Below are 16,579 nucleotides of genomic sequence, written 5' to 3' on the forward strand. Positions count from 1 at the left end.
TTATTTATTGTATATATTGCTTCATCACATTTTTTGTGGTGAAGCTTTCTTTTTAGGCTTTAAGTAAACGAGATATGAAAAACTTAACAACAACACTTTTTTTATTTTTACTATGTCTTCAGAGTATTTTTGTATTTGCTCAAAAACCAATTGTTATCATTAACAATGGATTTGAAGATGGTTTGAAGAACTGGGAAGTAAAAGGCAAGGTTCAAAAATCTCAAGATGTTAATACAGGTGGTGGTTCAGCAAAATTAGCTGAAAAAGGAGCTGAAATTCATCAATATGTTCGTGTAGAGCCTAAAAAAGACTATATTTTACGTGTTGCCGTAAAAGGTAATGCGAATGTATTTGTTACAGTAAAAGGGAAAAGACAAGAAAAAACAATTACTAATAAAAAATTTGAGGTTGTAGAAATTGCTTTTAATAGCGGTAAAGCAAAGAATATTTCTATCGGTGCTGAATACAATAATGGTCAATCTCGTTTAGACGATTTTTCTATCTCTGCTGTTACAGAACCTGCAAATGAAAATGAAGATATTCGCCCAATATTAATAGTAAATAACGGTTTTGAAGAGAGATTTAAATATTGGAATATTTCTGGTGATGTTTCTCCTTCCAATGTTGTAAAAACTGGGGAGAAATCTGCTAAAATGAAAGCCAAAGGTGAAATAAAACAAACCGTAAAAGTTTACCCAAATCAAGAATATACTTTAACTGCCGCTGTAAAAGGAAAAGGACAACTTTTTGCAGTTGTTAAAGGAGAAGAAATTACACAAGATTTTAACACAGAAGAATTTGAAGAGATATCTTTAAGTTTTGCATCAAATGCTAAAACAAAAAATATAACTATTGGAGGACGTTACACAGAAAAAGAAGTCCGCTTTGATGATTTTAAAATCACAATACATAACCTTGTAATTGATCCAAATTACCAATATCCATCAGATGTTATTCCATCATTAACTGATTGGAAAGTCACCCTACCAATAAATGCTCTTGGTGAAGATAATAGGAGAGTACTTGATGTTGATCAAAGAATAAAAACACCTTTAGAAGTAGCGGATAAAGCCATTGTTGATTTTGAATACAAACCTTATTTTTATGCAAAAGATGGCGAAGTTTTTTTTAGAGCACATTGTGCAGGTGCAACAACAAAAGGTTCTAAGTACCCTAGATCAGAATTACGCCAACGTTCAGGGCATGGAAATTTATATTGGTCAGTAAATGACCCTCAATTTTTGCAAACTGAATTGAGAGTAACACATCTTCCTCAAATAAAATCCAACGTTTGTATTACACAAATTCATGGTCCAGATGATGAGCCATTAAGAGTACATTACAGTAAGAAAAAAGGAGTGTATATTGTTTGGAACGAAAATAACAAAGACTATGAAAATGCACTTGATTATAACCTTGGCGAACAACTTAGAATTACCGTTAATGTAGACAAGGGTTTTATAGCTTGTGAGATTGAAAACCTTGATCAAAAAACAAAGTATAAAAAAATCTGGAAGTCTATGGACAGTACAGGTTATTTTAAAGTAGGTTGCTATACACAGGCCTCTAAATTCCAGAGTCAAATTAAAAAAACTGGTGTAGACGAGCCTTACAAATCTTACGGAGAAGTAGCTGTAAAATCTATTATTTTGAAAACTACATATACACCAAAAGATAAGTAACCAATATTTCTTTTATTGCGATTTTGATTATATCTACCTATTAAAACACCCGTTTTAAGCCTCTACAAGGGCTTTAAATAGGATGATCTTTAAAAATTATATATTTTAGCTTTAATTAGCAACTAACATTTATCAGCGTTATTGTAACTTTCAACATTAATTGATAAATAATTTAGCTACTAAAATAAAGTCTAAAACAGAATATATAAAGGTCTTACCAAAGGTCTTGTTTGTTAAATTGTCTGGAATCCTTTATTGAGTTTCAGTATAAAAAATTGAATAAGATGGATATAGAAATGGAAAAAATACTTGTAGAAAAACCTTCAAGTATAATTATAAGAAAATTGAAGGAAATGATTGAATTAGGTGTTTTAAAACCTAATCAAGTATTACCTCCTGAGCGTAAATTAAGTGAACAATTTGGTGTGGGTAGAAGTCATGTTCGTGAAGCACTAAAAAAAATGGAATACTTTGGTATTTTAAAAACACAACCTCAGAGTGGAACCTTTGTGGTTGGTTTAGGAGCTAAAGCTATAGAAGGGTTAATTTCTAATATTTTAGAGATTGATAATAACGACTTCTTTTCTTTGATTGAAACGCGTGTTACACTTGAACTTAGAATTGCAGAACTAGCTGCAAAAAGAAGAACAGAAGCTGATTTAGTACTTGTGAAAAATACTTTAGACGCATACCAAGAGGCTGTTAAAGAGAACTCAGAAGATATATCTGAAAAAGATTTCATGTTTCACCTATCTCTTTGTAGATGTGCTAAAAACTCTACATTAAAGAGTTTAATGATGATTATTACTCCAGATATCCTTTCTCAGTTCGATAACAAGAGAGTTTGTTCTAATGATGATCGTAAGAATGCTATTGATGAGCACAATGCATTGTATAAAGCTATTGTTGATCAGGACAGTGAAAAAGCTCGTGAAATAATGAGTAATCACTTGAATCCTATTCTAATGTTTGCAAAAGAAAAATATGACCTAGATTATTAAATCTAAATTTTTCTTAAATTCATATTATTTTTTATATTGCACAATGTTATTAAAACTATTTTTTAAGATTTAACTTTTTGAAGATAGCTATTTTATAACCCCTTTATCAGAATTGTATAATTCCGATAAAGGGTTTCTATTTTTTCACCTAATTAATTGATACTATTTACACTATACTGTATTACTTTAACGTTATAATTTAACAATTATTTAAACTTAACTTTTTTATATGGATTAAAATCTACTACTTTTTTAATTTGGATTACTACTTGACTTTATATTAATATCTGACACTTTAAACTTCGATTATTCACCAAATACCATTAAGGAATTTAATTCCATCATTTTTATATTTATTTATGTGAAAATTTATTAATTGATTTTATCAAAGATTTGATCAATTACATCTATAAAAGAGCATTATTACCTACCTAAAACTTAAAATAATGTTAATAATTCACATATATTTACTAATAAATGACAAGTGTCATATTGCCACTTAAATAAATTAATGTATATTTGGTCAACCAACATCCAATCTAAACATATAAAATGAATGAAATGTACTTCTTTTAAAAAATAAGTAAATGTTAGGATTAATACTGAAATGGCAAAAGCAGCTATTTATTTTTTTAGTAATGATACTTATAAACACTTCAGTCTTTGCACAAGTTCAAGTATCAGGTCTAGTAACCTCTCAGTCCGATGAATTTCCGATACCAGGAGTTACAATTCTAGTAAAAGGCACAACTGTTGGAACAGTAACAAACTTTGATGGTAAATATACTATTACATGTGAACCAAATGATATACTTATCTTCAGGTATATTAGCATGGAAGAGCAATTCATTGAAGTTGAAAACCAAACAACAATTAACGTTGCAATGGTAGACAAATTAGAACACCTTGATGAGGTTGTTGTAGTTGGTTACGGTACGCAACGTAAATCTCACGTTACGGGTGCAATATCTAAAGTAAAAAATGAAAAACTCGATCAGTTACCTGTATCTCGTGTAGATGAAGCCTTAATAGGACAAGTTTCTGGTGTGAATATTCAAATGACGAACCCACAAGCAGGTTCTTCTCCAACAATTCAGGTACGTGGTGTAGGTTCTATCGGAGCTGCTGCATCTCCTGCAGTAGTTGTAGATGGAGTTCTTGTAGATTCTGATTATCTAGCTTCTTTAGATATGAATGATGTAGAATCTATTGAAGTATTAAAGGATGCTTCTTCTGCAGCAATCTTTGGATCTAGAGGTGGTAATGGTGTAATCATGATTACTACTAAATCTGGAGAGCCAGGAGAAACTAAATTTAGCTTTAATAGCTATTATGGTCGTAAATGGGCTTTAACTAGAGATAATTTCCGCCCAACTGTTGCAGAAACAAAGGCAACGGCAGAAGCATACAGAGCAGAAATTGAACAAAATTTCCCAGATTATGCAGATGATGAGCAATTAAACTACATCTACAACAAGGCGAACACAACTATTACAAGGTTGGATCACATGCAAAGAATTACTCCCGGAGAAGAAACAGATTGGCAAGATATTATCTTCCAAGAAGGGAATATTCAATCTTATTCATTAAGTGCTAACGGTGGATCTGAAAATACTAATTATCATATCTCTGGAGCTTACTTAAAAGACGATGGTGTTCTACTTGCAGATTCTTATTCTAAAATGAATTTACGCTTTAAATTAAAAACAAAGCTATCTAAAAGATTAGAATTAGGAGTAAACTTTAATCCTACAAGAGAACAGAAGCAGGTTTTCCCTACTTCAGTTCATGAGTCGCTTCGTCAATCATCTTGGTTACCAATTAAGCATGATGATCATACAATACAATTTGTAGATAGAGGAAACTTCCCAGACGTAGCAGTTGGAGATTACGCACAAGAATCTCACTTCAACAACTATCCAGACCCTAATGATCCTACTAAAACATTGCCGAACTTGAGTGTTACAAATAACTCAAACCCATATGCAAATATTGTAGAGAGAGATCATAAAGAGCTTACACATAGAATATATGCAAGTGCATATGTAAAATATAAAATGGCTAAGGGTTTAAATTTCCGTTCGTCGCTTGTTACAAACTACCGTAATAGAGCTCGTAATTATTACGATGGTACTAAAGCAACTAGAAATGGAGCATCTGATGCACGTTTAAGAACAAGAACATATAATGACTTTGCATGGATAAATGATAACTACTTTACATACAATAAAACCTTTAATGGTAGACATGAGATCAATGCTACTTTAGGTATGTCATTTGAACAAAGAAACTATAATTTCACAGAAACAATCGGTACAGGTTTTACAAACGATGCCGTTCAAACAATGAATGCAGCTTCGACTATAGCTTACGGAGATGAATCTAGAGCAGTAGAAACATTACATTCTATTTTTGCTCGTGTGAATTATGCTTTTGATGACAAATATTTATTCTCACTTTCTATGCGTACAGATGGTAGCTCTAAATTTGGATCTAACTATAAGTACGGAGTTTTCCCTGCTGCATCTTTTGGATGGAGAATTACAGAAGAAAGCTTTATGGATAATGTAAATTGGATCTCTGTTTTAAAACCGAGAATATCGTATGGTATTACGGGTAATAATTCAGGAATCGGATATTATGAAGCATTAGAAAGAATGTCTCCATCTGGAGCAGTAGTAGGAGGTAGTATATCTTCTGGTTATATACCGTCTAATATTGCTCAACCAGATCTACGTTGGGAGCAACAAGTAGAACTTAACCCTGGTATTGATTATGGCTTTTTTGGAAATAGAGTTTTCGGTTCTGTAGAATGGTACCGTCGTACTTCATCAAATTTATTGTTGAGCCAACAAATTCCATCAATTACAGGATTTGACCAACGTACAATTAACTTAGGTCAGGTGCAAAATGAAGGTTTCGAATTCGAAATGAGCGTGAAACCAATTGTAGCATCAAAATTCATCTGGACAGTTACAGCGAATGCATCAACTAACGAAAACAAATTAATTGATTTTGGTGGTGTAGATAGCTTAATAACTACTGTAGATTCTAAAAGACCAGCTAACTGGATTGCTGTAGAAGGGCAACCTATTTCATCTTTCTATGGTTACCAAATAGATCGTTCTAAAGGCGATAATGGTAAAGTTCCTTTTGAGTATTTAAACGAAGGTTTCTGGCCAATTGGTGGTAAATCTCAAATGGGTTATGTGAAAGATTTAAACGAAGATGGTGTAATTGATGATAAGGACCGTACTATTTTAGGTTCGCCGTATCCTACATTTATCTGGTCTATAACCAACTCATTCCAAGTAGGTCCATTTGATCTTATGTTTATGTTCCAAGGTTCTATGGGTGGAAAAACGCTTAATATTGACCCTCAATATTATGAGTACCAAACAATGCAAGGACAACGTCCTAATACTCAATTCTTTGATGATATGAGTTTAGTAAAAGAAAGAATTTTAACGGATGATGTTGTTCAGGATGCTTCTTTTATTGCACTTAGAAGCTTAAATATGGGCTTTACATTACCTGAGCGTTGGATAACTAAAATTGGTTTAAATAAAACTCGTCTGTATTGTTCTGGAACAAACTTACTTTACATTATGGCAGATGATTATACTTCTTTCAACCCAGAAGGGATAAGAGATGAAGGACCAATTAACTACGGTTATCAAAGAGGAGCTGCTCCAATTCCTCGTTCATTTATTATTGGTATTAACGCTGAATTTTAATCATCACTATTGAAATGAAATCAATTATAAAAATAGTATTCGCAGTAGTATTAACAAGCTTAGTTGCTTGTAATGACTTCTTGACGGAATATCCTATATCAGAAGTAGGCGTTGACAACTACTTAAAAAATGATGACGAAATTGAAACTGCAGTAATCGGTATTTATTCTGGTCTGCAAGACGTTGTTCAACAAGAATATGCAATTTTAGAAATGAGATCTGACAATGCAGGTACACGTAGTGGTGTTGGTGATTGGGCTCAGTTCGAATCTTTCACATTAATTACTACCAACTCTGTAGTAGCCAATTATTGGAATGCATGTTACAGTACTTTATACAGAACAAATTTAGTTCTTGCAAGTATTGAAAACGTTGTTGATCCTACTAAAAAACAACAATTTGAAGCTGAAGCTCGTTTTGTTAGAGCTTATATTCACTTTAACCTAGTACGCCTTTTTGGTAGTATTCCTATTGCTGACCGTAAGGTTGATGAAGGAGACTTAGAAGGATACAAACAAGTTGAAGCAACAGAAATTTATACTTTTGTTGAAGAAGACCTTATGTTTGCTATAGAAAATTTACTTTCTAGAGACCAAATAACTTTAGGTAGAGCAAACAAGGAAACAGCAGAAACTATGTTGGCTAAGTATTACTTAAAATTTAAGGAATATGATAAAGCAAAAACATTAATACAAGCTGTTATTGATAGAGGTAATTTCTCTTTAGTAACAAATTATGAAGATATATTTTATCAAGAATTAGGTAACGAAATAATATTCCCTATCTCTTTTATTGATGATAACACAGATAATTCTCAATCTTATTCTTACTACTTTTTGTATGAGCAAGGTTCACACAATTATGCAACTGATAACATGATAAATCTCTACGAATCTTCACCTGGTATTAATGGAGAAGACCTTAGATATACAACAAACATTGTAGATCAACGTGGAGAAAGACAAGGTTGTGGTAAGTTCTTATCTGTATCAAATAATATTAGATTATCTGGTAACGATTATGTTCATACAAGATATACAGATGTACTTTTACTTTATGTAGAAGCTGTAATCGGAGATAGTTTCCAAACCTCAGATGCTACTGCTTTAGGTTATTTTAATGCAATTAGACAACGTGCAGGGTTAGCCGAAATTCAGAATATTACAAGCCCAACTTTAGCCGCAGAAAGAAGAAAAGAATTTTTATATGAAAACAAACGTTGGTTTGATTTAGATAGAACAGGAAATCTTGAGGCTACAATTACAAACTTTATGAATAGCCAAGGTCTAAGCTTTGATAAACGTCATTTACTACTACCAATTCCACAAAGAGAACTTGATACAAGTAAAGGACAACTAGATCAAAACCCTGGTTACTAGAAGTGTAATTAAACAACACACATCCCAAAAAAATTAAGCGTTTTAAAATGCTAAGATAGAATGGAGATTAAACTGAAAGCTATTTAATAGATTCCTCAATAGGATATTTTTATTAATAGACATCTCCATTCTATCTCATAACAATACTTAAAAACAACATATTGCAAAAAATTTACACATGAGAAATTTTAACAACATTATAAATTTATGCTTACTTTTTCTTTTAGGAACTGTAAGTGTATATGCACAACAAACAGATACACCTCATACAGAGGGTAACGAAGGTGTTTATGTATTCCAAGCGACAGAGTACTTTTCTAACAATGCTGGTTCAAATTCTTTTGATGGTGAAGTTTGGGTACAAGGAACTGACGAAGTAGTTGGTGATTACATGTATTTAGAAAACACTTCTTCAGACAACAGAAATGAAACTTCAGCTGAAAGAGGGGATAGTCCATCATTAACATATAAGATTAATATGGAATCTGCTCAAAAAGGTTTTGTTTGGGCATTAATCAATGAAGGTGCAAAAGATGCTGGTCGTATTTATGTTAACATGAATGATCTTGATTTAGATAAGCGTGAAGCAGATTCTTATGGTAGTGCTGCTAAGTCTAGAATTTCTGATGAAATGAAAGGCCAATGGCAATGGATTCTGCTTAATAATCAAGCAAATGATAATATTGTAATAAGTGGAGATAATACTATCGAGTTTTTTAAAGCAAGACCAGATATCAAAATAGCAAAAATTGCTTTCACTCCTATACAAGAGCTTAATATGATTATTAATGCTCCAATGTTAACTGTTACAGAAAATGATGGTACAAACCTTACTATAACAATAGGAGATCCATCATTAACAGGAGAATTATACGACTTTGAAGAAGTTATCTACGATCCAAAAAATTATTTTTATAGAGTTCAAGTAGGTGGGGAGTTAATCAATGATGCTGCTACTGAAAATACAATTGTAATACCTTTAGCAGATTTAACATCAGATGTTGATGTTGAGGTACAAGTTGGTCATCAATTCAGAAAGAATAGCTCGTCTAATTTAGATAACTACTCTTTAACTACTACGTTAACTGTAAATGCTACTTCTCAACCTGAAGAATCAGAAGAAGAAGGTGGTTTAGAGCCAACAACTGATCCTCATATAGCAGATGCAAATGGTATTTATATGTTCTCTGCTACAGAATTTGCAGAAAATAAAGAAGGTTCAGCATTTGGTGCTCAAGATTTTTCTGGAGAAAAATGGGTAAAAGGTACTGATGAAGTAATTGGAGATTACATGTATTTAGAAAATACTGATTCTGATAACAGAAATGAGACTTCATCTGAAAGAGCTGCTTCTCCATCTTTAGTATTTAAGATTAATATGGAGTCTGCAAAAACAGGTTTTGTATGGGCGTTAATTAATGAAGGTTCTAAAGATGCTGGTCGTATTTATGTAAACATGAATGATCTAGATTTAGATAAACGTGAAGCAGATTCTTATGGTAGTGCTGCTAAGTCTAGAATTTCTGATGAAATGAAAGGCCAATGGCAATGGATTCTACTTAATAATCAAGCAAATGATAATATTGTTATAAGTGGAGATAATACTATCGAGTTTTTTAAAGCAAGACCAGATATCAAAATAGCAAAAATTGCTTTCACTCCTATACAAGAGCTTAATATGATTATTAATGCTCCAATGTTAACTGTTACAGAAAATGATGGTACAAACCTTACTATAACAATAGGAGATCCGTCATTAACAGGAGAATTATACGACTTTGAAGAAGTTATATACGATCCAAAAAATTATTTTTATAGAGTTCAAGTAGGTGGGGAGTTAATCAATGATGCTGCTACTGAAAATACAATTGTAATACCTTTAGCAGATTTAACATCAGATGTTGATGTTGAAGTACAAGTTGGTCATCAATTCAGAAAGAATAGCTCGTCTAATTTAGATAACTACTCTTTAACTACTACGTTAACTGTAAATGCTACTTCTCAACCTGAAGAATCAGAGGAAGAAGAAGGTGGTTTAGAGCCAACAACTGATCCTCATATAGCAGATGCAAATGGTATTTATATGTTCTCTGCTACAGAATTTGCAGAAAATAAAGAAGGTTCAGCATTTGGTGCTCAAGATTTTTCTGGAGAAAAATGGGTAAAAGGTACTGATGAAGTAATTGGAGATTACATGTATTTAGAAAATACTGATTCTGATAACAGAAATGAGACTTCATCTGAAAGAGCTGCTTCTCCATCTTTAGTATTTAAGATTAATATGGAGTCTGCAAAAACAGGTTTTGTATGGGCGTTAATTAATGAAGGTTCTAAAGATGCTGGTCGTATTTATGTTAACATGAATGATCTAGATTTAGATAAACGTGAAGCAGATTCTTACGGAAGTGCAGCTAAATCTCGAATTTCAGATCACATGAAAGGAGAATGGCAATGGATCTTAATTAATAACCAAGCAAATGATAAGGTTGTTATTGATGGAGACAATACAATAGAGATTTTTAAAGCAAGACCTAATATTAAGATTGCTAAAATCGCATTTACACCTCAGCAGGATATCAACTTAATAATTGATACAAAAATGCCTAGTGTTACCGATAATGATGGTACAAACTTAACTATCGGGTGGGATGAACCTACTTTAACTGGTGATGTTTATGATAATACTGATGCGGTTTTTACAACAAAATCATACTACTATAGAGTAAAATTAGGTGAAGAAGTTATAGGTGATAATATTACTACAAGAACAATTCAAATTCCTCTAACAAATTTAACAGAAGCTAAAATTGTTACAGTGGAAGTTGGACATGAATTTAAGAAAAATAGTTCTGGAACTCACGCAACTTATTCAATTCCTGGAGAAATTACTGTGGATGCCAATTCTCAACCTTCTCAAGGTGAAGATAACGAAGCTCCAACAAAACCTTCAGACCTTGCTTCTTCTGATATTACTCAAAACTCAATCACTTTATCTTGGACTGCAGCAACAGACAATATTGGTGTAGTAGGTTATAAAATTAAGCAAGACGGAGGAGAGTTGTCAAGTAGAATTACAGACGGAACTAGTACTACAATTTCTGGATTACAACCTGAAACTGAATATTCATTTTCTGTGATTGCTTATGATGCTGCTGGAAATGATTCTGAAATGTCAGATGTTCATACAGTTTCTACAATAGCAGTACCGACTAACCCTGACGGTGAATACCAAGATTTTATTCATCAAGCAGACGGTGAAGGTGTGTACCAATTCGATGCTGTTGAGTTTGCTTCAAACTTACCTGGTAGTGATGCTTTTGATGGCCAAAAATGGTTAGTAGGTACAGACGAAGTTGTTGGTAAATACTTATATTTAGAAAATACAGATACAACAACTAATGTCAATAAAGTATCTGCAGACAGAATGAAGTCTCCTTCTTTATCATATAAAATTAGTATGCCAACTGTTCAAACAGGATTCATCTGGGCTTTAATTAATCAAGGTGAAAAGAATGGTGGTAAAATTTATGGTAGCGTAAACGGTATTGATGTTGATAAAAGAACTGAAGGTGAATACGGTGCTGCTTTTGGCTCTAGAATTTCTGGTGATTTAGTTGGTAAGTGGCAATGGGTTTTAGTTGGCTATCAGATTAGAAATAATAATGCTACAATGCTAAAAGAAGGCATTAACGAAATTGCATTCTTTATGGGGTATCCAAATATTAAAATTGCAAAAGTGATTTATGCTCCTAAACAGGAAATTTTACCAATTATCAATGCTCCTAAAATTAGAATTCAGGCAAACGACGAAACTACTGTAACAGTATCTTGGGAAGAGCCTGTATTAACTGGAGAACTTTATGATAACGTACCTCAGATTATCAACCCTAAAGATTATACGTATAGAGTAAAATTAGAAGGGCAAGATGAAGAAGAGATCAAAGAAAGAGAATATGTAATTAATAAAGAAGATTTAAAGGGTGGTAAAGCATTTACCGTAGAAATTGGTCATCAGTTTAGAAAAAATAGTTCTGGAACTGCTTTATTCTTCTCTCTTCCTGCTTCTATTCCAGTAACAGAAGATAGTCAAGCAGATTTCGAAGCACCAACTACACCGGCAGACCTAACATCTGTAGATACACAAGGAACAAATGTTGCTTTAAGTTGGACTGCTTCTACGGATAACATTGGCGTAATTGGTTATAATATTTTCCAAGATGGTATTAAGATCCAAGAAGTTCAATCTACTTCTTACAAAGTTGCTGGTTTAACACCATCAACAAGCTACTCGTTTGAAGTACAAGCGTATGATTTAACAGGTAATGTTTCTGAAAAATCTACTCCGTTAGTGTTGACTACAAACTCTAAGGATGAAATCATAGGTGATCGCCCTAATATTGTTTCAGAATTATCTGCATCTCAAATTACAGCAAATTCTTTTACAGTAAGTTGGAAACCTTCTAATTCTTTAAATGGAATTAATGCATACTATGTTTTCTTAAAAGTTACTGGTGCAGAAGGAGACTATAAAATGGTTGCAGAGTTAAATGGTGAAACATTCTCTTTCAATCTAACAGATCTTGAGGTTGGTACATCTTATGATGTTATAGTTAGAGCAGAAGATGGTGAAGGTTTCTTATCAGAAGAATCTAGTGTATTCACTCAAATAACATTAGATACACCACTTTCTGTAGTTACTAATTCAACAGTAAAATTAATTCAAAGTGTATATCCTAACCCAAGTGTTAATGATATAAACATTGAATTTTCAACAGAAGTTACCTACCAAGTTTATGACCTTACAGGTTATACAGTAATAGAAGGTTCTGCTAGAAACCTTAAGGTTAATCTTGTATCTGGTACTTATATTTTGGTTGCTATTGATAAAAATGGCAATAAAGAAGTTACTAAATTAATGTGCTTCTAAGCAATTGAATATTGCAGACTGACAAACTAAAAGCGTCACCTTTCTTAAACTACAGCTGTGGTTTAAAAAAGGTGACGCTTTTTTTATTTAAATAATTCTGGTAAATATTACTTTGTTAACTGACTTTCATCAACAACTTCCCAATCTGATAATTGAAAAGTTTTATCGAAAAAGGCTTGCTTAGGTGCATATAATCTAAAATATATAAACCAACCATTATTATCAACTGTTTTTAAGTAGTTAGAAGAATTTACTCCTTTAGGTTTTTTACTTCCAATGTAAACATCAATAGATCCATCTTTATTAACATCAAGGTCGGTTCTTCTTGAATTTATTCCAATGTCTTCGATTTTATCTCCACCATTATCATAAGGTCTTCTTGTATTTTCTGAATACAAAGTAACCGACCAAAATTGCTCTACAGGAACATCTGCAGGTATAGTTAGTTTATACGTTTTATCTGCTCTTAATAAATCCCCATTCTCGTCTCTTTTAGAAGTCATATATACCTGACCAAAACCAGGAGTAGGGTTTACCATTCCTTTTGTTGATGAAACTGCTTCATAAAACCATACCGCTCTTTCATCTAAATAGACCATTGTCTCATTCTTCTGCTCAATTGTAAAATCAAATGATTTATACCAACTTGTATTTTCCCAATAAGGAGCAGAGAATCTTGGATTAGTCTGTAAATTTCTTAGCATTAATTCACCCATATTATGAGCTTCTAACAATATTTTTTCTTGTCGTGGAGTCGGTGCAAAAGGTTTACCTATTTCTAATCCAAGAGGTTTTAGCATAGCAATCCATGCTTTATCTTCTTCTCTAACAGGTTCTTCATTTATTATCTCATGTAGTAAAGCCCAAAACTCAATACCTCTTGGTGATGTACCCGACCATTCTTTGTCTTTTCCTTCAATAAAATTCGCTGTTTTTAGAGGAGCATCAACTTTCCCTAATTTTAGGTTCTTATTAAAACTTTTAATAGCATCTTTTTCTGTACTAAGGATTCTTAAACCAATAAAGAAATTATTCGTTTCCGATTGATAAATAAAATCTGCTTGGCCTTTATATTTCAAAGGGTCATCGTTTGGTCCTACAACAATATAGCTACCACCTTGCCCTTTATCTGGTCCCGTTAAACCTAAATCTGCAATAGGTCTTTGCCATAAGTCTAAAAATCCACCAGCAGTCATTCCTTTCGGATATTCTACTTTTACAGCACCATCTTGAAGGTTAGAAAACGTGAATATATAAGGTGTAGTTAAGTTACCAGTTACTACACCTCTTTTTTCTTTTAATGATTGTAACACCACAAAGTTTTCTAAACCCGCAGCAGCATAAGCAGCATCTTCGTTAATACCCCAAGACTTCATAGAGACAATAGGAGTAGCCCAAATGTATGCTTGAGAACCGCGTTGGAAGTCCATAGCATCAAACAATGCTTCAGACCCTTCGGTGATGTAATTATTATCAAGCGACACGTTTGTGTAAGGAGTTTCTATTTGTTCATTTCCTATTAAAGATGCATCAGATAATGGTAAAACATTTTGAGCATTTGCTATGTTATTTGCACCTAAAATTGCTAAACCCAACGCAAACTGTTTGATATGTGTACTTGTTTTCATTTTATCTTGTATTAAATTGAACATACTTAATAAAACGGGTTGGAGTTAATAAAATTTACGGTTTTAGTTCTTGCTTTTACGTTTTTGGTTCATTCTATAAAACCCTGTAAATTCTAGTTATAATTTGAGGCAGGTATAAAACGAAGAGATTTGAATACATATAAAATGATTAATGGATCTGGGTTAGAAGTAATAAATAAACTTCAATCCATATTTGGGGGTACTTTTGAAAATGATGTTTATGAGACAGATACTACAGAAGTGTATGTTAAGTATGAATATTTTTCTCCTTTCGATAGTGTAGAAATCATGATTCACCACGTAAAGTACAAACAGGATATGTATATGGAAACCTATACTCCAGCTACTAACGATAAAAATATATATTTTCAGTTTGAATACTTAGGTAATAACATACCCACTACTTTTGGTACAGATGCTGATAGAGACAATGCTAAAATGATGTCTATCATGAGCTCAAAAATACCATTGTCTTTTATTGCTCATAAAGGAGATGAGGCTAAATGGATGACAGTAAGAATACCATACGATTACTATCATAAAAAAATGAGTCACCTTGAAGAATATATAGGTAAAGTATTTGAAAAAGACAGTAGTTGGGTGCTTTATGATATTGCTCCAATGGCTATAGGTATTAATATCAAAAAGTTATTTGATAGAGATAAGAAACTTTCCATACCGTTACTCACTTCATTATTTGTTTGCAGTGCCATAGAAAATGTAGCTATATTTTTAGATAGAATTATTAAACGAGATCCTTCCTCTGAAAGTGCAATAAATATGCATAAGGATGACATTGAGCGTATTCAGAATATTAAAAATGAGTTAACTAATTTATATCAAAAAACACCTTCTTTAAATGATTTAGCGGATAAGTATGGTGTTTCTGTCTCTAAACTAAAAAGGGATTTTAATGCCGTCTTTGGTACCTCAATACATAAATTTCATACTGATTATAAATTAGAAATGGCTTATAATATGCTTATGACAAAACAGAGTTCTATTACAGATGTAAGTAGGCATTTTGGATATAAAACAATATCTCGTTTTTCAGAGTCATTTAAGCTTAAATATGGTGTTACTCCAAAACAAGTAGCTAGTAAATTTCAGTAATGATTATCCTTTTTTGTTATTGATTTTAATCATGTAAAACAGTTCTACATCATGTTATAATTGTATTACTAACAATTGAAAAACTTGTATTTTTAGTATTACGTTATTTAATACTTATATAGTGTAGCTTAATTTTATTAATCCATAATCAAAATTAATATTGTAATATTCTTATAGTGAGTACGTTACTGTATATAAATATTCTAATAAGAATTAATAATAATGAGTTAAATAGATAAATATTCGTATATTAAACGTATAAATAACAATTGATAAGCTAATTGACTATCAGTTTATTAGAAGGTGTATATTAACTGAACTTGTATTATAATTAAATAAATCATGAAAAATAACAGTCAAATTTTGGCAGGTATCATTGCAACATTAGCGTTTGGTATTCCAACACTTTATGCATTAGCAGTTTGTATTGCACAATAATACAAAGCTGTCCTATTATCAAATAAAAAGACATTTAAGGTTGAATTCACATATGGATTCAACCTTTTTTTATTCCACCATTTTCCAAAGTAAATCAAATGTTTTGTCTATTAAATTTGTAATCTCATCGGTGGTTAAATCATGTGATTCTATAAACCTACATACACCAAAAAGATTACTACCAATTAAAGTATAAATAAGGTCAGGAGGGTATTGGCTCAATGAATTCTCTCCAATAGCTTCTTTGATTAAAGAAAAATGAGGCGTTAAATCTTGAGAAAATTCTTCTTTATTTACCCTATTATTAAATGGCGAATAATAGAATTGTCTAAGGTACTTGTACTTGTTAGGGTGTTCAATTGCCCAATATATTCCAACTGAAAATTGTTGTTTTATATTTTCCTTAATTGATTTATTCTTGTCTTCAGCGTTAATAATTAATGTTGTAATTTCTGTTCTGATAGATTGATATACCCCTAAGACTAAATCATCTTTTGTTTTGAAATTATTAAATAGTGTACCATTTGATACACCCGCTACTACTGCAATTTTTCCAGTAGGGGCACTAAAACCATTTGTTACAAACTGTTCCAAAGCAGCATTAATAATAAGATTTTTCTTTTCGTTATTCATGTTATTGATTGATTAGTCAC

General features: G+C 32.1%; 8 protein-coding genes. 6 read left to right on the forward strand and 2 right to left on the reverse strand.

All coding sequences use genetic code 11. The features are described 5' to 3' along the window. Positions 1-74 precede the first annotated feature (74 nt). The 5 genes from EI427_RS16295 to EI427_RS16315 all read left to right on the forward strand — a co-directional run bounded on the left by EI427_RS16295 (position 75) and on the right by EI427_RS16315 (position 12,726). Entirely contained in the window at positions 75-1,682 is a 1,608-nt protein-coding gene (locus tag EI427_RS16295; RefSeq protein ID WP_126616710.1) for a polysaccharide lyase family 7 protein, read from the forward strand. 296 nt (positions 1,683-1,978) lie between these two features. Beyond that, the gene (locus EI427_RS16300; RefSeq protein ID WP_170178509.1) at positions 1,979-2,683 is read left to right on the forward strand and encodes a FadR/GntR family transcriptional regulator; all 705 of its coding nucleotides are present in this window, start codon (positions 1,979-1,981) and stop codon (positions 2,681-2,683) included. 638 nt (positions 2,684-3,321) lie between these two features. Continuing rightward, the gene (locus tag EI427_RS16305; protein WP_240655320.1) at positions 3,322-6,420 is read left to right on the forward strand and encodes a SusC/RagA family TonB-linked outer membrane protein; all 3,099 of its coding nucleotides are present in this window, start codon (positions 3,322-3,324) and stop codon (positions 6,418-6,420) included. A 14-nt stretch (positions 6,421-6,434) separates the two neighbouring features. Then, positions 6,435-7,799 (forward strand): RagB/SusD family nutrient uptake outer membrane protein, encoded by a 1,365-nt coding sequence (locus EI427_RS16310; RefSeq protein WP_126616716.1) that lies wholly within the window; start codon positions 6,435-6,437, stop codon positions 7,797-7,799. A gap of 178 nt (positions 7,800-7,977) precedes the next feature. After that, positions 7,978-12,726 carry a fibronectin type III domain-containing protein gene (locus EI427_RS16315; RefSeq protein WP_126616718.1) on the forward strand — a complete coding sequence of 1,583 codons (4,749 nt, stop codon included), beginning with the start codon at positions 7,978-7,980 and terminating at the stop codon, positions 12,724-12,726. A gap of 107 nt (positions 12,727-12,833) precedes the next feature. Here EI427_RS16315 and EI427_RS16320 read toward each other — a convergent pair whose 3' ends face one another. Further along, positions 12,834-14,354: a DUF1214 domain-containing protein gene (locus EI427_RS16320; RefSeq protein WP_126616720.1), complete on the reverse strand. Its 1,521-nt coding sequence runs from the start codon at positions 14,352-14,354 to the stop codon at positions 12,834-12,836. A 150-nt stretch (positions 14,355-14,504) separates the two neighbouring features. On the opposite strand from EI427_RS16320, the gene EI427_RS16325 reads away from it, so the two are divergent. After that, entirely contained in the window at positions 14,505-15,488 is a 984-nt protein-coding gene (locus tag EI427_RS16325) for a helix-turn-helix domain-containing protein (protein ID WP_126616722.1), read from the forward strand. A gap of 507 nt (positions 15,489-15,995) precedes the next feature. Here the strand turns inward: EI427_RS16325 and EI427_RS16330 are convergent. Beyond that, on the reverse strand, positions 15,996-16,559 hold the full coding sequence (locus EI427_RS16330; protein ID WP_126616724.1) for a TetR/AcrR family transcriptional regulator: 564 nt from the start codon (positions 16,557-16,559) through the stop codon (positions 15,996-15,998). Positions 16,560-16,579: the final 20 nt, after the last annotated feature.

The sequence above is a fragment of the Flammeovirga pectinis genome (genome assembly GCF_003970675.1).
GTDB classification, from domain to species: domain Bacteria; phylum Bacteroidota; class Bacteroidia; order Cytophagales; family Flammeovirgaceae; genus Flammeovirga; species Flammeovirga pectinis.

What these genes read in the sequence shown, in the direction of transcription:
- EI427_RS16295 (WP_126616710.1), top strand. Translation starts at nt 75, where the DNA reads ATGAAAAACTTAACAACAACACTTTTTTTATTTTTACTATGTCTTCAG.
- EI427_RS16300 (WP_170178509.1), top strand. Translation starts at nt 1,979, where the DNA reads ATGGAAAAAATACTTGTAGAAAAACCTTCAAGTATAATTATAAGAAAA.
- EI427_RS16305 (WP_240655320.1), top strand. Translation starts at nt 3,322, where the DNA reads ATGATACTTATAAACACTTCAGTCTTTGCACAAGTTCAAGTATCAGGT.
- EI427_RS16310 (WP_126616716.1), top strand. Translation starts at nt 6,435, where the DNA reads ATGAAATCAATTATAAAAATAGTATTCGCAGTAGTATTAACAAGCTTA.
- EI427_RS16315 (WP_126616718.1), top strand. Translation starts at nt 7,978, where the DNA reads ATGAGAAATTTTAACAACATTATAAATTTATGCTTACTTTTTCTTTTA.
- EI427_RS16320 (WP_126616720.1), bottom strand. Translation starts at nt 14,354, where the DNA reads ATGAAAACAAGTACACATATCAAACAGTTTGCGTTGGGTTTAGCAATT.
- EI427_RS16330 (WP_126616724.1), bottom strand. Translation starts at nt 16,559, where the DNA reads ATGAATAACGAAAAGAAAAATCTTATTATTAATGCTGCTTTGGAACAG.